General features: G+C 43.4%; 18 protein-coding genes. 4 read left to right on the top strand and 14 right to left on the bottom strand.

Going from position 1 to position 22,604, the window contains the following annotated elements:
* Positions 1–58: 58 nt before the first annotated feature.
* The 3 genes from WA407_RS22815 to WA407_RS22825 form a co-directional block, all read right to left on the bottom strand.
* Positions 59–1,087 (bottom strand): helix-turn-helix transcriptional regulator, encoded by a 1,029-nt coding sequence (locus WA407_RS22815; RefSeq protein ID WP_254329844.1) that lies wholly within the window; start codon positions 1,085–1,087, stop codon positions 59–61.
* A 1,146-nt stretch (positions 1,088–2,233) separates the two neighbouring features.
* A complete protein-coding gene (locus WA407_RS22820) occupies positions 2,234–3,298 on the bottom strand; it encodes a Gfo/Idh/MocA family protein (RefSeq protein ID WP_336078444.1) in 1,065 nt (354 codons plus the stop codon).
* A 117-nt stretch (positions 3,299–3,415) separates the two neighbouring features.
* Positions 3,416–4,324 (bottom strand): AraC family transcriptional regulator, encoded by a 909-nt coding sequence (locus tag WA407_RS22825; RefSeq protein ID WP_061830945.1) that lies wholly within the window; start codon positions 4,322–4,324, stop codon positions 3,416–3,418.
* Positions 4,325–4,814: 490 nt separating this feature from the next.
* Between WA407_RS22825 and WA407_RS22830 the strand changes: the two genes are divergently transcribed.
* The 4 genes from WA407_RS22830 to WA407_RS22845 all read left to right on the top strand — a co-directional run bounded on the left by WA407_RS22830 (position 4,815) and on the right by WA407_RS22845 (position 9,245).
* The gene (locus WA407_RS22830; RefSeq protein ID WP_254329842.1) at positions 4,815–6,023 is read left to right on the top strand and encodes an MFS transporter; all 1,209 of its coding nucleotides are present in this window, start codon (positions 4,815–4,817) and stop codon (positions 6,021–6,023) included.
* Positions 6,024–6,136: 113 nt separating this feature from the next.
* Positions 6,137–7,378: an aspartate aminotransferase family protein gene (locus WA407_RS22835; protein ID WP_254329841.1), complete on the top strand. Its 1,242-nt coding sequence runs from the start codon at positions 6,137–6,139 to the stop codon at positions 7,376–7,378.
* 34 nt (positions 7,379–7,412) lie between these two features.
* Complete coding sequence (gene gutB1 / locus WA407_RS22840; protein ID WP_254329840.1) at positions 7,413–8,462, top strand: 2-amino-2-deoxy-D-mannitol dehydrogenase GutB1; 1,050 nt, start codon at positions 7,413–7,415, stop codon at positions 8,460–8,462.
* A 30-nt stretch (positions 8,463–8,492) separates the two neighbouring features.
* Positions 8,493–9,245 (top strand): HAD family hydrolase, encoded by a 753-nt coding sequence (locus WA407_RS22845; protein ID WP_254329839.1) that lies wholly within the window; start codon positions 8,493–8,495, stop codon positions 9,243–9,245.
* A 362-nt stretch (positions 9,246–9,607) separates the two neighbouring features.
* On the opposite strand, the gene WA407_RS22850 is transcribed toward WA407_RS22845, so the two are convergent.
* The 11 genes from WA407_RS22850 to WA407_RS22900 all read right to left on the bottom strand — a co-directional run bounded on the left by WA407_RS22850 (position 9,608) and on the right by WA407_RS22900 (position 22,578).
* Positions 9,608–11,209: an alpha-amylase family glycosyl hydrolase gene (locus WA407_RS22850; RefSeq protein ID WP_336078445.1), complete on the bottom strand. Its 1,602-nt coding sequence runs from the start codon at positions 11,207–11,209 to the stop codon at positions 9,608–9,610.
* A 176-nt stretch (positions 11,210–11,385) separates the two neighbouring features.
* On the bottom strand, positions 11,386–11,862 hold the full coding sequence (locus tag WA407_RS22855) for an RNA polymerase sigma factor (protein WP_336078458.1): 477 nt from the start codon (positions 11,860–11,862) through the stop codon (positions 11,386–11,388).
* Between the two features lie 74 nt (positions 11,863–11,936).
* Positions 11,937–13,151 (bottom strand): ABC transporter permease, encoded by a 1,215-nt coding sequence (locus WA407_RS22860; protein WP_336078446.1) that lies wholly within the window; start codon positions 13,149–13,151, stop codon positions 11,937–11,939.
* Positions 13,148–13,885, bottom strand: a complete 738-nt coding sequence (locus WA407_RS22865) for an ABC transporter ATP-binding protein (RefSeq protein WP_336078447.1) — start codon at positions 13,883–13,885, stop codon at positions 13,148–13,150. The genes WA407_RS22860 and WA407_RS22865 overlap by 4 nt, the downstream gene beginning before the upstream one ends.
* The gene (locus WA407_RS22870; RefSeq protein WP_336078448.1) at positions 13,882–15,354 is read right to left on the bottom strand and encodes an efflux RND transporter periplasmic adaptor subunit; all 1,473 of its coding nucleotides are present in this window, start codon (positions 15,352–15,354) and stop codon (positions 13,882–13,884) included. The genes WA407_RS22865 and WA407_RS22870 overlap by 4 nt, the downstream gene beginning before the upstream one ends.
* A 34-nt stretch (positions 15,355–15,388) precedes the next feature.
* Entirely contained in the window at positions 15,389–16,495 is a 1,107-nt protein-coding gene (locus tag WA407_RS22875; RefSeq protein ID WP_336078449.1) for a TolC family protein, read from the bottom strand.
* Positions 16,496–16,704: 209 nt separating this feature from the next.
* Complete coding sequence (locus WA407_RS22880) at positions 16,705–18,717, bottom strand: ABC transporter permease (RefSeq protein ID WP_336078450.1); 2,013 nt, start codon at positions 18,715–18,717, stop codon at positions 16,705–16,707.
* On the bottom strand, positions 18,683–19,462 hold the full coding sequence (locus WA407_RS22885; RefSeq protein ID WP_254329833.1) for an ABC transporter ATP-binding protein: 780 nt from the start codon (positions 19,460–19,462) through the stop codon (positions 18,683–18,685). The genes WA407_RS22880 and WA407_RS22885 overlap by 35 nt, the downstream gene beginning before the upstream one ends.
* A 101-nt stretch (positions 19,463–19,563) precedes the next feature.
* Positions 19,564–20,550: a sensor histidine kinase gene (locus tag WA407_RS22890; RefSeq protein WP_336078451.1), complete on the bottom strand. Its 987-nt coding sequence runs from the start codon at positions 20,548–20,550 to the stop codon at positions 19,564–19,566.
* The gene (locus tag WA407_RS22895; RefSeq protein ID WP_254329831.1) at positions 20,547–21,248 is read right to left on the bottom strand and encodes a response regulator transcription factor; all 702 of its coding nucleotides are present in this window, start codon (positions 21,246–21,248) and stop codon (positions 20,547–20,549) included. Before WA407_RS22895 ends, WA407_RS22890 begins: the two co-directional genes overlap by 4 nt.
* Before the next feature lie 487 nt (positions 21,249–21,735).
* On the bottom strand, positions 21,736–22,578 hold the full coding sequence (locus tag WA407_RS22900) for a carbohydrate ABC transporter permease (protein WP_254329830.1): 843 nt from the start codon (positions 22,576–22,578) through the stop codon (positions 21,736–21,738).
* Positions 22,579–22,604: the final 26 nt, after the last annotated feature.

Here is a 22,604-nt window from a genome sequence, read left to right on the forward strand (position 1 = left end):
GCATATTGCGCCAAAGTTCTTGTTTAACACGCCAAATGATAAAACTCATTAGGCAGTCCTAACGTGCTCCTGATATCGAGTTTGTACCTAAATGCTCAGTCCGCCAATTTGAAGGTGTATCACCCTCCCATAGGCGGAAGGCACGGTAAAACGAGTTCTGGTCTTCATATCCAATCAAAAATGCCACCTCTTTAATATCGAGCGAGGGGTCTGCCAAGTACTCTCGTGCCTGCTCATGTCTAGCTTGTGCCAATAGAAGCTTGAAGCTCGTGTTTTCGTCAGTAAGCCGGCGCTGCAAGGTACGATCGCTCATACTGAGCTCCTTCGCCACAGCCTGAATGTCAGGACGCCCTCCTGTAAGGCTACGTTTCATGATCCATTTGACCATTTCAGTAATTGAGCGGCTGCGCTGCTGCTCATCCAACGATCGGTCCAGAGCAGGAGTCAGGATTTCCAGCAACTCTTTGTTGTACGAGACAAAGGGACGGTCCAGATCTCTTCGATGTAGCGTCAATCGGTTACATTTTGCACCAATTCGGATGCGACAGCCGAAGTATGCTTCAAGGGCTTGTACATCGCCCATGGAGTGCGAAAATTCAACAAGCTGCGCTGTCAAAGGTTGACCTGTCCCCCGGCGTCCAATCTCCAGAAGACAAGCCAGCGTAATACCCACCAGCATCGACGGACCAGATTGCTCGGGAGACAGCCATTCCAGATCAATTGTACAGTGCTCGCCCTTCTCAGTGATGTGTAGGTTTTCCGGGGGACACAGTTGTTTGTACCGAGCCATTCGGTTTAGAGCGTCGCGGTAGTCCCGAGCGTGGTAAGTCGCTAAGACAGTCGGTGGGTACTTCGCTGTATCAAAGACGGTCGCAAGCTTGATGATTCCTTGTGCAGTGTCACCAATGAGATCAGAATATGCCTGCCAGATCGCGAAATATTGAGCGGTAGTGACTACTGTTTCAGTACTAATGGTGATCGGCAATCGTGCTTTGCGAGCTACGTCGTGGGCGCCAAACCCTAACTGACATAATCCTGCCCACAATCCTAGCGGGATTTTAATACGGTCAGAGGTATGAGACTTCATATATATGGGCCTCCTTTATATACTTCATATTCATTAGTTTTGGTTGCGATGGGGTCCCTCTTAAGTACACATAAGAATACTCTTAAGTATGTTAAGGTGTCTACATTAACGTAATAAGCTGCGAAAAATGTTACATCTTCTTGTTATCTGTGATACTTTCAATCAATGAAGAGGAATATGGCGAATTACTTAATCATAATAAAATTCTGTTAATGGCATGAACGACTCATCCTCAACATCAAAAAAACACACCCATATGTTTATGAGTGTGTTTTTAAAACCTCAAATCACGACACTCCTAGGAATGTCATTCCTTCAGGCTTCTTATATTTAAAAATTAAGGCTTCAAGAAAGGCCCGTTTTCACCGATCTTACCGGGGGCAGGATTATCCGGGAGATCAAGTACAATATACCTTTTGCACCCCAGCAGCTAGAGTAGTTATACACAACATCCTGTATGATTTTAATATCTTTGTCGTGTGCAGCATTAATCAAATCCTGGTAGGTTGCACCTGGCGACTCTCATTGGATCACTGTGGGATGCATTGCCGCTTGAAACATGATTCGCACCACCTCGGTTGTTCGAAGGGGCCGCATCAACGTTTTTTGCATTGATCAGCATTGATCGGCGTTACAACATTACAGATGTTAATACAAGTATCCCCGTGATCATGAGTAAAAATTAGCGTTTCCAGGACCTTCGTTTATAACTCCTCATTCTCTAGTCCCTTCATCTATATTCTTCTGGTCGCACACTACATTAAATGATCTCTCCCTTCCTCTTTTCTCGTACAAATGATTATTCTATCACTCTCATGGATTATTTTATGTTTTTATGGAAGAATTCAGAGTGGAATATGTTGATTTATAAGAGGAAATAGCGGATTTTATGTAAAAACTTCTTTTCTCTTTACGTGTAAATTAAACCTATTCGAAATCTCAGCAACTTAAAAATGATCAAGCAATAGAATTCGGTTGTGGAGCGATACCCGCTTGGTTTTATGGTGGGCAAAATTATTTTGCTCACCATTTCAAAGGTTTACTGATTACTCAAATGCATCCCAAAATTTCATTAGATCAATACTGTTTGGTTCTCTCCAGGATCCTATATCTCTCTCTTATGATAGATCGAAAAATAGAGCGGATTTAAATAGTTCTTCGAATCACGCTTTTGGTTGCTGCCGCCTCAAAAATCGTCTCAATCAGCACCAATACACGGTGTACTTCTTCATTTTTGATCGCAATCTCCGCTTTTCCTTCGATGGTAGAGACAAAATTCTCATAAAAGCTTTCTGCAGCAGCAGGTATTTTCTCAATCGGGAACCTAAGGGTGGATTCCTCAGACGGCGGCGCCATCGTTTTCGTCAATCCTTGACCTGCTTGAATCGGCTTGGGTTCCACGTGAGCGACATCTGGATTTCGGGTGACGATCTCTCCACTCAAATCCCAATCTCTAATCATTGAAGTTCCTTCAGTTCCTTTAATATACCAGCGCGGCAGCTTTACGTAATTGGTTGTACCCACTTCAATGACTGCGGTCAGACCGTCCTTGAACTCAATAAAGCTGGTAAAGCCGTCATCCACTTCAGTCCCCAAAATATAGCTAAGGGTAGCAGCTACGCTTTCTATTTTGCTGTCCGTAATCTGAAGCAGCTGGTCCAACAGATGTACTCCCCAATCCAGTAGCATTCCTCCTCCATACGCCTTTAGTTGCCGCCAGTCACCTGGGATGCCATTAGCCCCCTGAACTCGCGATTCCAAGTGGAAAAGATCACCCACGGTCTTATTGCCAATTATATCTTTGATAATTCGGAAGTCTTCATCCCATCTACGGTTCTGATGTACTGTAAACACACGATTTTCTTTCTTCGCCACCTCAACAATGTCCAATAAATCCGCGCTCGTTATCGTAACCGGCTTTTCACAAATGACATGTTTTCCGGCTTGCAGTGCCTGGATCGCGATTTCCTTATGAACATCATTAGGTGTTGCTATCAAAACAATATCCACTGCCTGATCGGCAAGGACGGCATCCAGGCTGGCATAGGTTTTATAGCCGGCAGCCGCAGCCAGTTCCATTCGGTAATCGACAATATCATATACACCGCCAACGGCAAGTTGCTGATTAGATTCGATCAATTGAACATGGTAGCTTCCCATGCCTCCATAACCGATAATGACTACATTGTATATACGATTGCCCATTTTCATCTTCCTCCACTCCTGATTTAAGCCCACCGCATATCAAGTGGTTGCTCATAGATCAATAAATTTTAATGTCCTCGTAACTCTCCCTTCACTTCATCGGATAGCTCTATCATACAAATCTCATGAAAAGCTTTCCTCCTCATTTCTTGCTGTTTTATTCCCGAATATTGTCCTGCGGTATTTCAATGGTGATGTTCCTGTTGCTTCTTTAAAGAGATGATGAAACGTCTTTACACTACTGAACCCTGCTGCCTCTGCGACCTCAGTGATCGGATTGTTTTCATTCAACAAAATCCATTTTGCCTTATTCAGTCTGTAATCATTCAAAAATGCTACAAAGGTCATCCCCGTATTCTTCTTAAATAGCCTGGCGAAATAATAGGGACTGAACCCCATATAATCAGCGACATTCTTCAGCGAAATGGTTTCATGATAATGGCATTCCACATATTCAAAAATACGTTCCAGTTTATAAAGGGTGTCCTTTGATTGTGTTAAGGGTCTTTCAGAGATGTCAGGAAGCCTTGGCGTCATGCTTCTCGGCACTTCACGCATAATAAGAGTCAACATCTCAAATAACTTCGCTTTGATCATATAGGCATGACCTTCGTGGTGGTTGACGTTCTCATCATAAATGCTTTGAATCAGAGGAAGCATTTTAGCTGCTGTTTCTTCTGGCCAGTTCCAGCTTGATTGCTCCATCTCCGTAAATATATATCTAAGAGGGCGTTTCTGATCACTTAATGTGGAAACCTCTTGAAAAAAGCTCAGATCAAATTGAATAACCACCCGTTCGCTGTCGGGAGAAGCCAAGAAATAATGAACATCACCCCCATTTATAAACTGAACTTCACCTTGTTTCATGCGTATCGAAATATCGTTAATTCCCAGATCCAAGGTTCCCTGGGTCACATAAATAATTTCAATTTCTTTATGCCAATGAGGATAGCAAAGCACGTCGCCTTTATTAATAAAACTCCGGAAAGGAAAATGTCGGTCAAGCTCCGGGATTTCTAAATAAAAATTCATTTTGGTAGACTCCTTTTGTTGTAAAGTTCAAAAAAGCCGTACACATGACTATTGATAATTATGCTGCACTGCATTCCTTCTTCTCTTCTTCATTTTTCTCCTTCTCGACTTTCGAATAAATTCCCTCTCCCTTTTAAATTGTAAGCGGTTAACATTCTTTTTCCTACCCTATCAATCATAGTTGTATTAAGTAAAACAACTGTTAGGTATCCTTACTAACCTAATTTTGCAAACACAAAGTTATGCCTTAATTATGAGCGGTTTGGCGCCCGAAAACAATTTGGGCTGATCTTATTTCTCCCTTCCCCATGCGGTTTCTCCGGATAAACAGGTTTCACCTTAACTGGATTAAGTAAATACGTGTAAAATTGTCGAGCGATCATTTTTACATTTTTTATATAAATACATGTGTACATTTCCAAGAAAAAGGTATAATCTAGTAAAGCAACAGAATCCATATAAAAAATATAGACTTATGGAGGGACGGACCTTGAAGAGACTATTCGCTTTAAGTTGTGCTTTCTATCTGTTAATCGGCATTACTAGTGTGGTGCTTGGAGCATTACTGCCGGTCCTACTGCCTTACTATGGACTGGGGTACAGCGATGGCGGATTATTGTTGTTCCTTCAGTTTTTCGGATTTCTTGTCGGTGTTCTGTTCTCCCCCTTCATGGCTCTACACATCGGTCGCAAGTCTATGCTGTCCATTGCCCTGGTTAGTATCGTAGCAGGATATGCCATCTTGGGGGTACTTCCCTCATGGACCTGGGTTATCGTGATGACCATATGGGTTGGCTTCGGCTCAGGCATCATTGAGTCGTCCATCGGAGCGTTCACGATTGAGTTCACCGAAGAGCAGAAAGCCGTAGCCATGTCCAAGCTGGATGTCTATTTTGCACTTGGCGCACTGCTCATTCCCGCAGTGGTAAGCCTGTATATCTGGCTTGGAGTGTGGTATTTGACCTTCTACACCATCTCCCTTCTGACGTTTATTCTGGGGCTGTTCTGGATTACCATGCCTACTTCCTCCTCTTCCCACCTTATCCAAGCAGATCTCCAAACCTCTGAGCGATCGGTCGAACAAGCCCGGTACTCTGTACAGCACCGTGTGTTACTGGGAATATTCATTGTATTCTTCTTTGTTTACATGGGGCTTGAACTGGGGCTCATGAACTTCCTGCCCTCTATTCTGATCGAGACCCTGCAGATTCGGGAATCCGTAGCTTCGTTGGGTGTTAGTATACTATGGATTGCGATGATCATCGGCCGCATGTTCTCAGGGAAAATTGCAGAGTCCACAGGATATATTCCTTTCCTGCTGTGGAGCGGAATCGGAACTTTCTGCTTTCTGGTCGCAATGGCGTTTGTCTCCAGTCAGTGGGCTACATACCTTCTGATTTTTGGTGCAGGGTTATTCATGTCCGGTCTCTTCTGTATTGCCCTCGTCTATGCGAACGTGCTGATTCCGGGAATGACCGAGAGAACGACCAGCATTCTAATTGCGTCAGGCGGAATTGGCGGAGCAGTGCTTCAATATGTAACAGGCTGGAGCATGAGCGAATGGTCGGTGACGGCTACCCTTTGGATTTTGGCGGCTTTCAGCCTAATTTTGCTGCTGGCAGTCATTTTCTCGTATCTGTGGAATAGCAGGAGCAGACGGGTAGTTGACTCCCTTGTCCATCAGGGCAAGGAAGGATGAGATTCTTTATTCTTGGGGGAGGTGAGGCCCACCGCTTTATGTAGTAGCAGGGCAGTACATTTTTTAAGGATGTACTTAATGAGAATGTATATTCTGATATGGAGGGGAACATCGTGCATACCTTAACCAAAGAACGCTTCAGATACGGAAAAGGCATTACTCTGATTGACGATTCAGGTAAGGAATATTTAGATGGCGTATCTGGCACCTTCAATCTCTCACTCGGTTACAATCACCCTCATGTCGTCACCAAAGTACAGGAACAAGTCGCCAATCTTGCCCACATGTCCTCATCCTTTACCGAGCCCTATGTCGAGGAAGTCCTGGATCATTTGATCCAGTATACGCCGAACGGCATTGACGCGGGATGGATGAGAGATATTACCGGCTCTACAGCGAACGAATGCGCTGTGAAGCTAGCCCAGAAATATACGGGAGCGCTCGATATAATCAGCCTGTATCTATCCCATCATGGGCAGACCCAATTCGCAACAGGCATATCCGGCAACGCCTTCCGGCGGAGGAAGTTTCCCAACTCGGCTGCAGCAAATTCCCTTCATGTACCTGCTCCCTACTGCTATCGCTGCCCGTTTAATTCTTCGCCTGACAAGTGTGGCTATCAATGCGTCGAAGCCATATCGGATGCTATTGAGTATGCAAGCTCAGGTTCTGTGGCCTGTATGATTATTGAACCCATCCTGGGCAACGGAGGCAATATCATCCCACCTGCAGGATATTTTAAGCGTCTCCGTCAGCTGTGCAACGAGTACGGGCTGATCCTAATCGCTGATGAGGTGCAAACCGGGATTGGGCGGACAGGCTATATGTTTGCAAGTGAACTGTTTGATATCCAGCCAGATATCATTACTCTCGCCAAGGGTCTCGGCGGCATTGGTGTACCGGTAGCAGCAGTATTGATGCAGTCTCGTCTTAATGTCCTCGAGAAGCACGAGCACTCCTTCACCTCAGGTAGTAATCTAATCTCGGTTACGGCAGCTAAAGCCACGCTAGAGGTTGTATCTGAACCCGGTTTTCTGGAAGCCGTTCGGTCCAAAGGAAGCCTGCTCGAAACCCTGCTGACGGAGATGGCCAACAAGCACGATTGTATCATTGGTGAGGCTCGCGGCGTCGGATTGATGTGGGGACTGGAAATTGTCGACGAGGATAATGCCCCAGACGCAGTTAAGAGCAATGCGATTATCGACCGCGCTTTTGCCGAACAGCAGCTGATTCTCAGAGGCTCCCGTTACGGTTACGGCAATGTGGTCAAAGTGAGACCTTCCCTCACGGCTACGGAAGATGAGATTGTCGAAATTGCCAAGCGGCTTGACACTGTTCTGACCACCCTTCACTAACGATCTGCCTAACAGGCAAAAGGAGGAATTATTTATGCTTGCACTGGTATACAAATCGGCTTGGGATGTCGCACTTGAGGAAAGACCTATCCCGGAGATAAAAAAAGATAACGATGTACTCGTCCGAATTCGGGCGACAGGCGTATGCGGTACGGACCTAGGTATCATTAGTGGCAAATATCATGCCGTTCCGTCCACTATCTTGGGCCACGAATCAGCGGGGGATGTGATCGCTGTAGGATCAGCCGTCAGTTCACTGCAGCCTGGGGACCGGGTGGTGATTGATCCAACATACTACTGCGGCCAATGCGAAATGTGCCGGACAGGAAGACAGAATCATTGCACACACAAATCCGTAACCGAGACCGGAGTTAGCGCCGACGGTACGTTCACCGATTATTATGTGACTGAGGACCGTTTTTTGTACAAGCTGAAGGACCATATCAGCTACGAAGAAGCGACGCTGACCGAACCGCTGAGCTGTATGCTGACCGGAATCAACCAGATTCACCTGCTGCCGAACTTCACAACCGTTATTTTAGGCGCAGGTCCGATCGGGATTCTGTACAGTTATGCTCTTGCTTCGAAAGGCATAACTGGTTGCCTTGTTGACATCTCGGAGGAACGGCTCGCTATAGCGGATTCTATTGCTCCCGAACGGTGGTCCGCGCACGCCACACTGGAGTCGGCCATTCATGAGCTGGCTCCGTTAAAAAATCAGGTGGACATGATTGTGGATACCACAGGAGTGGTCGGCACTGAGGTACTAAGCCAGCTTGCGAGCGGCGGGTATTTGATGCTGGTGGGGCTGAGAGATGGGGTAAGTTCGTTTAATCCGAAAGAGGTAGTTGACCGTAGCCTTAAAATCATCGGCTCGATTGATTCTCTGGGCACGTTCTCCACGGCGCATTACCTGATTGAGCAACAAATCATTCCCGCCAAAAAAATCATAACCCACTCGTATCCGCTTGATGACTACCATGAAGCCTTTAAGACGCTTGGATGCAATATCAGCGAGCGGACACTTCAGCCTTCGTCTCAGGCGATCAAGATTGTACTGCAATCTAATGGCTCCGGCAACTAAATTTAGCTACTAACAAGGGAGAGAATGGACATGACGAGCATCCATCATGTTACACCGACCAATAATGAATGCACAGGAGACCTATCAGCGTCCGTTCCGGTCAAAGCGGTCATTTTCGACATGGACGGGGTGTTAGTAGACAGCGAACCGATTTACTTTGAGGTCGAACGCAGCTCCTTTGCCCATTTCGGTGCGCCCATGACGGAAGAAGAGCATCACACCTATGTCGGAGTGACACTCGAATCCATGTGGCGTCAAGTGCTGAACAGGCATCAGCTCACCAATACGGTGGAAGAGGCCCTGTCCTATCACCGAAAAAATGTGATGCAGACGATGATTGCGCGCGAGGGCCTTGTGGCGATTGACGGACTGGAGCGGTGGCTGGACTGGCTGAAAGAGAAAGGGATTCCGGTCGCGGTGGCCTCTTCCTCTCCACGGGCGCTGATTGATCTCATTATGGAAAAGACAGGACTTGGCCGTTACTTCGACATTCGAATCACCGGTGAAGAGGTATTGCAGGGTAAGCCTGCACCGGACATCTTCTTATATGCCGCCGAGCAGCTAGGCATTGCACCGGCCCATTGCATCGTTATTGAGGATTCACAGAACGGGGTCCAGGCAGCCAAAAGTGCAGGAATGTACTGCATCGGCTTTCACAACCCCGGCTCCGGCCGGCAGGATCTGTCCAGAGCCGATCGCTGGATTCTCAGCTATGACGACCTGTGGGCGATCAAAGAGAATCTACCGTTCGATGAGCAGTTGCTTGCTAAGAGCAAGAGCTGAAAGGTACCGGAAGGTATACCCCCTTTATAATTATATGGAATCGTCCGATCTTTACTATGATTGAGGGTATTAAATAATGCCCCTTGGAATATACACGGGAGAATGTCATTTATCCTTCCCTGTGTGTACTCTAAGGGGCGTGCTTTGCATCCAAGTGGTCTAGTTGAAACGAGTAATTTCCCGGTTCAACACACAACTGTCGTAAAACTGTCTTTTTGACATATAACTGATCTCCTGACGGTTTTAAATCCTCTATTCGTGTGCAGCAAAACTTATATAGAAAAATGGGGTGCTGTTAACACCCCAAATTGGATTCATCGATATATATCCTGCTTCATCTGAACGGTAATTTTGCCCTATATTCAGCTCTTTCTGTCTTCTTCGGTAATTAGAGAACTGTAAGCCGGAATTGTAACTGTTCCTTTCTTCACCTTTACATCCTTTGAGGTGGAAAAGATCACTTTCCATTTACCCTTATCGAAATCTTTTATCTGCAAGGTAACCGACTCTCCAGACAGGTTATGATATACATACATTGTGTCTTTGCCTGAAGTACGTTTAAACGCGGTCACGCTGGCAGAACCTGCTTGTATAGGTTGCAGACTGTCGCTACGTAAAGCTTCATGTTCTTCCCTCAGACGGATGAGTGTGCGATAGCTTTCCAGTAAGGAATCATCGTCCCTCAGCTGCGCTTCCACCGATACCTTGCCTGTGTTGTATTTGGGTTTCTCCCACGTCGTTTGACCAGGGCCATCTCCCTTGTACCAGCGCATAGGCTCACGAAGATACTCATCAGGCTTCTCTCCCTTCATGCCGATTTCTTCCCCGTAATACAGGAAAGGCTGACCCGGAAGCGTCAAAAGAATGGAAGCGGCCAGCTTGGCTTTTCGCACATCCCCGCCCAGTTCGCTCATGACACGGGTCTGGTCATGGTTGCTCAAGAACGGAGCATCGAGTGCTGCCTTATTATACGATTTGTACAGTTGCAGCGTTTTCTCGGCGAATGTCGCGATACCCTGATCTCGGCCGTTTTTCACGGAGTTCAAAATCGTTCCACCCAGGTCAAAATTAAATAGGGAGTGGAGTGGTCCGAAATAAGGAGCTATGGTCTCCGGTTTGTCCCATACCTCTCCTGCCAGATATACATTTGGATTCACCTTCTCCATCTCGGAACGGAATTCATTCCACCAGGCGATGTTCTTATCCGCACCATCCTTCGTCTGTCCTCTAAAAATATGCATCGCCGCGTCAAGCCGGAACCCGTCTGCACCCTGCTGCAGCCAATACTTGCCTACTTTGATCATTTCTTTGCGGACTTCGGGATTGTCAAAGTTCAGATCCGGCATGCCCGACCAGAATGTACCGTAGAAATATCCTTCGCCGTTCGGATTCTTATGCCATACCTGCTGACCCCACGATCCCTTTTCTTCCAGATCTGTGTTCTCATCCGCCCATACGTAATAGTTGTGGTATTTGCTCTGTGGGTTGGCACTGGCCTCCTTAAACCATGGGTGCTCGCTGCTCGAATGATTGATAACAAGGTCCATGATCACCTTGACGCCCTTTCGGTCCGCTTCTTTCATCAAGGTGCGGAAATCATTTAGACTCCCATACTGCGGGTCCACCTGATAGTAATCAGTTACATCATATTTATGGTAGCTTGGAGATGGATTTAGGGGCATAAGCCAGAGGCCGCTGACCTGCAAATCCTTACCCGAATGGAGTTTGCCATCGTTTAAGTAATCAAGTTTTTGTGTGATTCCTTTCAAATCACCGTGTCCGTCTCCATTCGAATCATAAAAAGAATTGATATAAATTTCATAAAATACGCTGCTTCCAGTAGAAACCGGAGGCTTATGTCTGTTCAATTCCTGCTCTGCCATTGCACCTGAAGCGAACATCGTGAGCATAGGCACCGTTAACATGGCGGTGGACAATCTTCTTAAGCGTTTGTTACGTGTCAAAACAAATCAGCTCCTTTGATTGTTATGGGTGCGCTTTCATTATAAATAGAAACAATCCAAAAAAAGGGGATATTTATTATCTATTATGGTGGAAAATATCGATCTTATTGTTATATCTCTGTATCAAGTAAAAAAGAGCAGACTCTATGTCTACTCCGCTTTTCATCCAAATCAGTTCAGGAAATATATCTTAATTTAATGCGTTTTGAAGCTCTGTGCAGCGAAGACTTTACCGAATTTTCACTCTTGTTTAAGATTCTAGCCGTTTCTTTTATGGAGTATCCTCGGACTACACGCAATTCAAGTACCGTCCTTTGCTCGGTATTACTTGCCATCAAAAGAATTCGATTGACCTCCTCCTGAATTTCAAAATCGACGGTATCCCAGTGATAGTAGAGCAGCTCCTTACGTAAGTTGTATTCATCCATCTTTTTTCGTTTTCTTATTAAATCTATAGCTAAATTTTTGGCAATTCTCAGAAGATAAAATCGAATACGATCTTGAGGCAAGTCAGGTGAAGCTCTTATAAACCGAATAAAGCACTCATGCAACAAATCTTCGGCATCCTGTTTGTTATGCAATATCCTCAATAGATATCCCAAGAGATCTGATTTGCAAGATAAATATAGATCCTCCACACCTTTAATATCCATATTATTGCTTGTCCCTTCTGTTTTGTTTGGAATCGGCAAGTCACTTTATTGTCTTAAATTCATATCCCTGCTTATTATTCGTATCTCAATGCATCTATAGGCTTCAAACTTGCTGCTTTATAAGCCGGGTATACTCCAAATAGGATGCCTGTGCCTGCAGAGCTAAGAAACGAATATATAATAGGCGAGATCGTAAATTCAATGGTCATATGTGCAGTTGCTTCAAGTATTTTGGATGCCCCTATGCCTGTTACAACCCCGATTGTACCTCCTAATAGACCAAAGATGACCGCTTCAGATAGGAATTGAATCATAATATCTCTCGGCTTGGCGCCAATAGCTTTTCGAATACCGATTTCTCTTGTACGCTCTATAACCGACACCATCATAATATTCATAATTCCGATTCCCCCTACCACGAGCGATATCGCGGCTACACCTCCTAGCAAGCTGGTCATGATATTATCTACACCTGAAGCAGCACCTGCTGCTTCTGACAGACTAATAATTTGAAATTGATCCGGTTCCGAGGGTTTTAGCTGGTGCGTTAAACGCAAGCTTTCCAATATGTCTGAACGAGCCTGATCCATCAAAGCTGGTGACTTGGCGGATACGTCCAATCCTGTAATGTTCTTCTCACCCAGACGGTTCATTATAGTTGTAGCAGGGATGTAAATTTGTTCATTAGTGCTGTAGCTTAATTTCGTTACTGGCTGAGTATTTAATACTCCAATTACCTTGAAAGGGATCTGTTTAATTTGAAACGTTCGTCCCAATACATTTTGGGTATCTCCACCAAAAAGACGTTGAACCGCCTGACTTTCAAGAATGGCGACATTCATGCGTTTATCCATCTCATCGTTGGTAAATGTTCTGCCCTCGGCAAAGGAAAACTTTTTGACTTTATAGAATGAAGCGGAAGTCCCTACAATAGTGGCGTTATAGTTATATCGCCCCCACGTAGCTTTTGAATTGCTCGTTATATTTGGCATCAATGCATCTATGGAATTCTTTTGTTCCAACGCCTCGACATCAGCCCAAGTAAACGATGGAGTGTTGTCATAATCTATTTCACCATCGACCATTGTCATAGCTGGCGCAACCATCAATACGTTATTCCCTAATTTATTAATTTCCGCCTTTATGCGGGTTGTAGAGCCGTTTCCAATCGCCATAATGGCAATAACCGCTGCCACGCCGATAATAATACCGAGTATTGTTAAAAAGGAGCGTAGCTTATTGGTTGTTAAACTGTTAATTGATACACGGATCGTTTCCATTAAATTCATAGGCTTGCCATCCTTGATGAAATTCTTCTATTCATAATGCTCTCATCCCGCTCAATATTCCCATCACGAAAGCTGATCAGGCGCTTGGCATATTCGGCAATTTCCAGCTCATGAGTAACTAAGACAATGGTTTTCCCCTGTTCATTCAAACCTTGAAACAGCTCCATAATCTCGACACTCGTCTTTGTATCTAGTGCCCCCGTTGGCTCATCCGCCAGCAGAATAACAGGATTATTCACCAACGCACGCGCAATGGAGACACGTTGCTGCTGACCACCAGATAGCTCATTAGGCTTGTTGTACATCCGTTCTGCAAGCCCTACACTTCGAAGCGCCTCCACAGCTCGTTCCCGGCGTTCCTTGGCAGGTATACCTGCATACATCATAGGTAGCTCTACATTAGCTAATGCTGTAGTTCGGGGAAGTAGATAAAATTTCTGAAACACAAAACCCAGTTTCTGATTTCGAATCTCGGAAAGCTCGTTCTCACGAGCATCCAAAATGGAATACCCATCCAAATAATACTTCCCCGTATCAGGATGATCGAGGCAACCAATGACATTCATCATAGTGGACTTACCCGAACCAGAGGGGCCCATTATGGCAACAAACTCACCTTCGCTAATAGATAAATCAACACCACGCAGAGCCTGAATCTCCTGACCGCCCACCTCATATAATTTTTTAAGTTCTTTAATTTCAATAACGCTTTTATTCAAACGAACTTCGTTCATTGTGCCTGACCTCCATCAGGGTCCTGACCCTCTTGACTGCCATTCGGACCAGCACTACCACCCTGGGGCGGAATAACAATGGTTTCGCCTTCCTTGACACCAGACTTGATTTCGGCCTGATCCGCTGTATAGACCCCCAGCTTCACTGGTCTGAATTCATAATCTGCAGGGTTAGCCGGGTTCCTCGCTACATATACTCCATCCACTCCACCTTCGGATCTCAATGCGAACAATGGAACAGACAACGCATCTTTATGTTCAGCCAAGAGGAGTGATACATCCATGTTCATCCCTGGTTGTAGTCTTATCTTTTGACTATCCAAAGACAATTCAATTTTGTATGTAGTCACATTGGAATCCGTAACCGGCTCTGGAGAAACAAAGAGGACTTCGCCTTTAAATTCTTTGTCAGGGAATGAATTCGTGTGTAACGTAGCCTGGAGCCCAGTCCTCATTTTAGCAATGTCACTTTCGTTAACCTTGGCACTAACCTTCATAACGCCTGTATTGGAGTTGTTCATAACAATGAAAGGTGCTGTAGGACTGGTACCAACATCGCCATTAACCTTCAAAATAATTCCATCCCACGGTGCCGTAACCTGTAATTTGTTCAGAACACTTTTCTTCTGTTCCAATTCCGTTTCAGCCTGTTGTAAAGAAGCCTGTGCGGATTGAATATTGGAAGCATCAGGCGGGGACTGTGCTGCCTTTAATTGTATTAAAGCTGTTTTATAGCCCATTTCCGCATCCTCAATCGCCTGAACTTGTCGATTCTTTGCCTTCTTGTATTGAAGTTCGACATTATTCATATCCAATTTTGCCTTATCGAGGTTTTGCTTGGCCGTCGCCAGGTCACTTTCTGCAGCTGCATCATTCTGGACTAGATAATTCTGGTCATCATAATCCTTCTGGGCTTTATCCAAAATCATCTTGGCCGCCACTTTTTGTGCAGCGACTTCTTCCAGCTCCATGGAATCCTTGGCTGTTTTAATCGCCATCTGCGCCTTTAGGACATTTGCCTTCTGGAGCTCAATATCACTAGACTTTGGTCCGCGCTTGGCTTCCTCCACCTTGGCTCGGGCAATCGCTACATTGGATTCAGCATTTTTAATTTGTAACTTGGAATCCGAATCATCCAAACGAGCCAACACCTGACCCGCTTTGACACTATCTCCTGCTTTAACATTGACGGCAATGAGCTTGGCACCCTCAACATTTGTAAAATTGATATTGACTTCCTTAGAAGCCTGAACGGTTCCAGTTACTTTAAGCGATTCGGTCATGTTTGTTTTCTGTACCTGTACGATCTGGTTCGCAGGACCCTCCACGGGCTTTTCCTGACTTCTATTCATATAAACAGTACTGCCAATTCCCGCTATAATAATCAAGACAAGAATACCTATGATCCCTTTCAATCTTTTTTTCCTTCTTAACACTTGCAATGCATCTTTCTTTTCTGTTTCCGGCAATGTTATATCCCCTTAAAATGTATTTTTTTTAAACCTATACGCTCCATGGTTTGTTTAAAGCATGTTGCAGCATTGTCATTTGAATAATGAGTTCATCTTTATTCCGTTCAATTTGCTTTGCTTTTAACTGATTCGTGGCGACCTCCGCACCTGTGGCAAATCCACGTTCCCTTTTTTTACGAGATATGTCCAACACTTTAATAGCGTTCTGTAAATTACTTTGCATTTGTTCGTATTGTTCATCATTTTGCTGTAAGTTAAAGTAGATACTCTTTAGTGATTCTGCCAATTGATCCTTGGTATTTTTGAGTCCACCTTCCGCTGAGTCTACATCAATCTGTTTAATTTCATAATCGTCCGTTCCCGAGTTCCATGTGTAATATTTAATTTCCATTTTTGCTAGCTTGACAGCCTCCTCCTGTCTCCATACCGAAGGACTCGACGAGATTGCACGCGTCACAAGCGTATCCAAATTCGTGTTATCCATTTTCCGATAAGCGGGTCGATCAACCAGTTCATATACCGTACCTTGCGGTTGCCCCATTTGGGTGTTTAGCACCTCTAACGCTTTTTGCAGCGCAGATTTTGCAATCTCTACATTCTTTTCTGCTTCTAAACGAGTCTGAATAATGGTGCTTTGTTCACCTGGAGATATTTTTCCACGGTTCGCTTTCGCCTCAGCAGCTTTTTCCTCCAATAAGGCAAGCGAAAGTGCATCCTCACTACTCTTCACTTTGTTGTCAGCCAAAAGTACGTCGTAATAGTCCTTCATTGTGGTGTAGTCTGTCTGATCTTGAGCAAGTTCGATTTGCTTCTTGGATTCCAAATAAGAAACCGTCGATGAAGCATACCCCTTCCAAGCTGAGCTACTAGCCGCGTCTTCTTCACCGTTGCCTGCACCTGCTGGAATGAAATCCAGATTCTTACCTGCATTTTTTAGGTTAATCCGGTTACGCTCTATCGTTTGCTGGGCTTCTTTCAAACTAAAGCTATTAGACCGTGCCCATAGCTGGGCTTGACTCAATGTTAGTTTCACACTTGCATTGGAAGCCAATTGCTGCCCCTCTGCTTGAACAAAGGACCCTGAAAAAGAACTGGTTGATAAGGCCAACAACAATAAAATAACCACACTTTTTTTCATAGATATCCCCCTCTTTCTAAGTTTATTAAGTCTAATAAATACGTTGTTATATGAATTTCAATTCTTCCTCTACACTACAATTTCTTTGTATGACTCCCCATCAAGGAAATCGTGATTGAGAGCTGCATCGTCTATAATCCGTGGAGATTCCAGAAAGGAGGAACCGCTCCTCCCCTTCTGCAACTTTTTTACACACAGCTTATCGTTCCTTATAACATCTTCAAATCCAATTGACGAAGGTACAGGAACCGTACAATAAGAAAGGAAAAGAATTGGATTGCCCAAAAGCACAGCATAATCTGAATAAGCGTAATGCGAAAGGGTACTACATATACTCCAGATGGTTCTGACATAACTAAACAAAGCACTATTCCTATGGATGATACGACTAATGGCAGAAGAAATAAGAAAGCAATTTGTCTGGATGCAGCTCGTCTCATTTCTCTTGAGTTTAGTCCGATTTTCGATAAAGCTCGGTATATTTCCTCATCCCGTTGAAGATCTACATACAATCTGAAATACAATAGACTTACAGTGCTTGCCAACATAATAATGGCGATAAATCCGCCAATAAATTCGCTAATATTCAGATCCATCTCCGATGTCAAATAATCCACTGCTCTAGAGTTAAGCACCCCTTTATTCACCTTGTGGGCCAACACGGAATACAACCATATCTCCTGTTGAGTTTCTGAAGTATCTAAAGAAAGTTGACCATTCTTCCATTTTGGCACAAAGTAGTAAACAGATTTGTATGCCAATGGATCATTGAAATACCGTTGTTCAATTAAATGGTCGTAAGTTCGATCTGGAACAACAAGTAACCGTCCTAGTTCAGAGATGATGTTTTCATCAGACTTTAAGTTATGGTCCAACTTCTGAGTATCCATAATCTGAATATTCATAATCTGAGATTTTCCTTGATTGTAAGTTAGCTTTTTTTCAAAAAAGGTTTTCTGTTCTTCTAAAGACATCCCGTTTGAATCAAAAATGAAAAAGCCTTGATGATCCCGAAGCGCTACTGCCTGTTTTAGCTCCTTAAACCTGGAAGCAAGAGCCTCATAATTGGATTGTTTCATCACTGGCGCGAGCTGTTCATGAAAGGGAAAGATCAACACTTCTCCTTTCGAATAATCTACCCCAGCCGTATGAAGATTTTGGTCAATCCCTTTTTCAAGCTCTATAGAACTTACAACATCAGAAGTAAGTGCAAATGAATAGGATTGCTCCTTAAGAAATCTTTTTTGCTGCTGCATGGAGTCAAACGTTGACGCTGCTCCTACACAAGAAATGATAGAAATTAGGGTAATTAATGAAAACAGCCCGGCATTATTCCTGATTTTGTATGTGATCTCAGATAACCATAATAAGCGTATTCCGCTCCAAGACCATTTCCTGTTAGCTCTAAGCAATTGAATGAATAGTACACATAATTGAGTGTAAAATAAGTAAATACCAATAAATCCCATTACAATTGTATATTTAAATGTGTCTCCAACTGAATAGTGTAATATATAAAAAGAAAGAGTCCCCAAACGATACGGTGCCAGATAAATGTAGGGTGGAAAATCAATCCTCATCAAATATACAGCCGCTCCTATTAATACTATGGCAAGAAAGGACAGGCTCCATGAAGCTTTTAAATCCTTTTTCAGCTGTGAAACCTTGCTAAAAGGCTGCTGCAATTTAAAATAGCGTATGAAGAAAACAGACACAAATGAGATCAATATAAACAAAAACATAAAGCCCACCACGGTGAAAGCCAGTGCTTTCCAAGGAAAATAAAACGTTAAATACATTCTTATGACATTGGAGCCCAAAAGTAGAAAGAATTTCGCTGAAACAAATCCTCCGATAATCCCGGTAATTAAGGATAAAAAGCCTATAATTAGATTTTCATATGCGACCAAAAAATAAATCTGCCTGTGATGTGTCCCTAAAATGGTCAGTATACCAAATTCTTTTTTCCGTGCAGCAACAAAAATATGGTTTGTGTATAATACGAAGAAAAAGGAAAACACAAAAATCAACAGATCAGCAACTTGTAATCCCTTTTTTACATTAGCTGCTGTGATTGCATCTGAGACATCCGGGTGAAAAATAAATATCGCATATACGAAAAAAATCGAAATCATCAATGAGCTGCTTACATAGTAAGGTACATAAGCACGCACATTGTGCTTGAGATTATTCCATGCTAACAGACGAAAGCTCATGCGCATGTCTACTTCCCCCCAAAAAGGAGAGTATATCTATAATTTCTTGAAAAAATAATTGCTGACTATGACTACGATGGATTTCATTATATAACTCACCATCTTTTATAAAAATAACCCGATCGCAATAACTGGCTTCCACGGCTCCGTGTGTTACCAGCACGATTGTGGAATGATCCACACGACTGATAAGCCCCAGCATTTCCATCACAACACGTGAAGACATGGAGTCGAGATTTCCAGTGGGTTCATCTGCGAGCAAGAGTGAAGGAGAGTGAATAATAGCCCTGCCTACAGCTGCTCTTTGCTTTTGTCCTCCTGACACCTCATAAGGTCGTTTATCCAAAATATCAATAATATCCAGTTTCTTCGCTACCTCTTCCAGTTTGTGCTCCATTTCCTTTAATCCTTTTTTATTCAGCATCAGAGGAAACAATATGTTCTCTCCCAAAGTGAGAGTTTCCAGCAAATTATAGTCCTGAAATACAAATCCCAGCTCTTTGCGACGAAATAAAGCCAGCTTATCCTTCTTGAGCTGATGTGGATTTTCCCCTTTAATGCAAACCTCGCCAGAAGTCGGCATATCAATGGTTGAAATCATGTTTAATAATGTAGTCTTCCCACTACCAGACGGCCCCATAATGCCAACAAACTCGCCTTGTTTGATCGTTAAATGGATGTTGTTAAGGGCTCGGTAGGGAACCTTGCCATAGTATATTTTGGTGACTTGATCCATTCGTACAATCTCCATAATTCATTCCTTTCTTTTTCCTATGTCATGATCATAATCCATCCAGACAAGTGAAGCGATCGATTAACATTACAAAAACCTTAAATCTGTTGTAAGGTTTCTCATTTGCGAATTGGAAACAGAATTTGAACCGTCGTCCCTTCACCAACCGTCGATTTTAACTGAATGTTATGATTCAGTCTTTTGCAGATTTCAGACACCAAATAGAGACCCATCCCGGTTGATTCACGATACTTCCGCCCATTTTCACCTGTGTAATAAGCCTCATATACCCGTTCTACGTCTTTTTTAGGGATACCAATCCCCTCATCCTGTACTTCCAACACAATGACATGATCTCTTACGTGAGACATCAGTTTTAGACTGTGGGCATGACCTGAAGAATACTTCACCGCATTGGTCACCAATTGGTTAATTATGAATCTTAGCCACTTGGCATCGGTTATCACACACAACTGCTCGTCCACTTCATTGGAAGGATAAATTTCGTTACGAATCAATAGTCTTTTGTTATCATAGATCACATCACTAACCAGTTTTCGTAATACAACAGGCTCCACATGAAAATCAGGTTCAAAGGATTCCAACCGTGACATATATAAAATCATGTCTAGTCCTTTTCCCATTCGATCAATTTCATCGTAAATCTGATCAGATTCAGGATCTATTTTTCCTTTGAGGATTAAATGAATAACAGCAAGAGGAGTTTTCATCTGGTGAACCCACTGATTGATAAATGTAATATGATCACGCTGCTGATGCTCTAACTGATGAATTCGAGACTGATACAATCGGTAATATTGTAAAAGCAAATGTTGCAAAGAAGAGGCTAACGGATTAAGTACCTTCATCTGAATAAGCTCATCTAAATCTCTTAGGTTTGCAGTGGATAATATTCGATATAAACCAGAGTACAGGACATATCGGAAGAGCAAATAAACCAGCAATATGGAAGCCCCAAAAAAGACGGAATACAGGGCCGTCGACCAGTTACGGTAACCATCCAACCAATAGATACTTAACACAAGAAAAAGTTGGATGATATTAAAAATCACCAGCGAAAAATGGTCACGCCAAAAAAGCTTCACCGTTCATCCTCCTCAGTCAAGTGAAGCCGATAGCCAGCCCCTCTAACCGTCTCTATGATATCCCCCAGTCCCAGCTCGCTCAGCTTTTTACGGACACGAGTGACATAAACATTCAATGTGTTCTCCCCCACATATTGGTGATCATCCCATAAAGCCTCTAAGAGATGAACTCTACCCACAACCTGTTTAGGATACGTCATTAATAGCTCTAGCAGTGCTGCTTCTTTCTGGCTAATTTCGACCTGCTTGTCATGGAACACAAGTTCCATAATATCGGGATATAGCGTCAAACCTGACACTTTTAAGGAACGGGATTTTGGAGCAACGGCATAAGAACCATAGGCACGTCGCAGATTACTTTCTACTTTGGCTAACAGTACTTCGGGATAAAATGGTTTCGTAATGTAATCATCTGCTCCATTTTGCAAAGCAATGACCTGATCCATTTTATCATCGCGTGCAGACACAAAAAGGATGGGACATGTAGATTGAGTCCGTATTTGTCTACACCAATAAAATCCATCGAAACGAGGAAGATTCACATCAAGTAGTACCAAATCAGGCTTCACCTCTTGAAAGGCAACTAAAACTTGATCAAAATTTGAAACAATAACTCCTTGATAACCATACTTTTCAAGATAGGATTGGAGCAAGGAGCTAATTTGAGGGTCATCCTCTACTATTAATATCTTTTGCATTGTGTTTTCTACCTTCTTAGTGCTTGAATTTTTAACAACTGATTTCTCTATAATGCCTTTATTTGACCATTCAAGCAATAACAACAATCTAATCCCCTTTGGTTGTAGATTTAGGAGGTTTTCGTGGTGGTGTATATAGAACCCCGGATAATATGCATGGTGCCAAATACCAGAGTGATTAACAATATAATTATAGTAACAACAACTATTACTGTTATAATGGTTTTTTTACGATTTTTTAATATTTGATTGAAACTTTGCTTTGGATCTTTCAATTCTGCTCACTTCTTTCCTTGCCTTGCTATTTACCAGCATAATTAGTTTCTACATAACGAACAACAGTTGAATCTTACAAAAACATTTCTTTGCTGTAAGGTTTCTGATTACCTACAGACCATCGTCGGATTGAACTAACGTATGTACATAACAAAACTGCCCGGGGTTGAGAATCTTTTTCTGATTCTCAACCCCGAGCAGTTTATCCTTTCTATCCTTTTACAGCCGAACCTACCGTCATCGCCCGCTCCACTTGTTCACTCAAGAACAGGTAGACGAGTACCATCGGTAAGGAAGCCATAGTCATAACAGCCCCCATGGCTCCCCAATCTGTGCTGTAAGAGCCTTGGAAGAAAAGCAAGCCGAGTGGCAATGTCTTCATATTTTCATCAGAAATTAAAATATAGGCCAAAGTGAACTCATTCCAGTTGTTCAAGAATTGAAAAATGGCCACCGTCGCAATTGCGGGCAATGCAAGTGGCACAATGATTTTCAGGAACAGTCTATAAATATTAGCTCCATCCATGCATGCCGCCTCTTCAATCTCCTTAGGAATTCCTATAAGAAATCCGTAAAAAATCATGGACGAGAAAGGAAGGCCAATTGCGATATAAGGAAGAATAAGAGCTCCATACGTATTGGTAAGATGAAAATCGCGAACCAGAATCGCCAGCGGTATCATGATAACCTGCAGTGGCATAAACATTCCTATGATCATATAAGTCCGAACGGCAGAACGAAACCTCCATCTCATACGAGCCACTGCGAAGGCAAACATCAGAGCCAGTAAAAGGATGAACAGAGTCGAAATCGTTGATACGACTAGACTGTTCAGAAAGTAACGGGGAATATTAAACTGCGTCCAGGCATTAATGTAATTCTCGTAACGAAAATGCGTCGGCAGTCCAAATGGATTAGAGACAAAGATCTCATCGTTGTTCTTGAACGAGTAGGAAACCATCCAGAACAACGGGTAGACCGAAACAATAAAATACAACCACAGCGGTATCTGCAGAACAGCTTGTCTGAACTTGCTCAAAGCGGTTTTACTCATTTCGTTCTCCTTTTCGATACACGCCT

This window comes from Paenibacillus sp. 203 (assembly GCF_037027525.1).
Taxonomy (GTDB): Bacteria; Bacillota; Bacilli; order Paenibacillales; family Paenibacillaceae; genus Paenibacillus; species Paenibacillus polymyxa_B.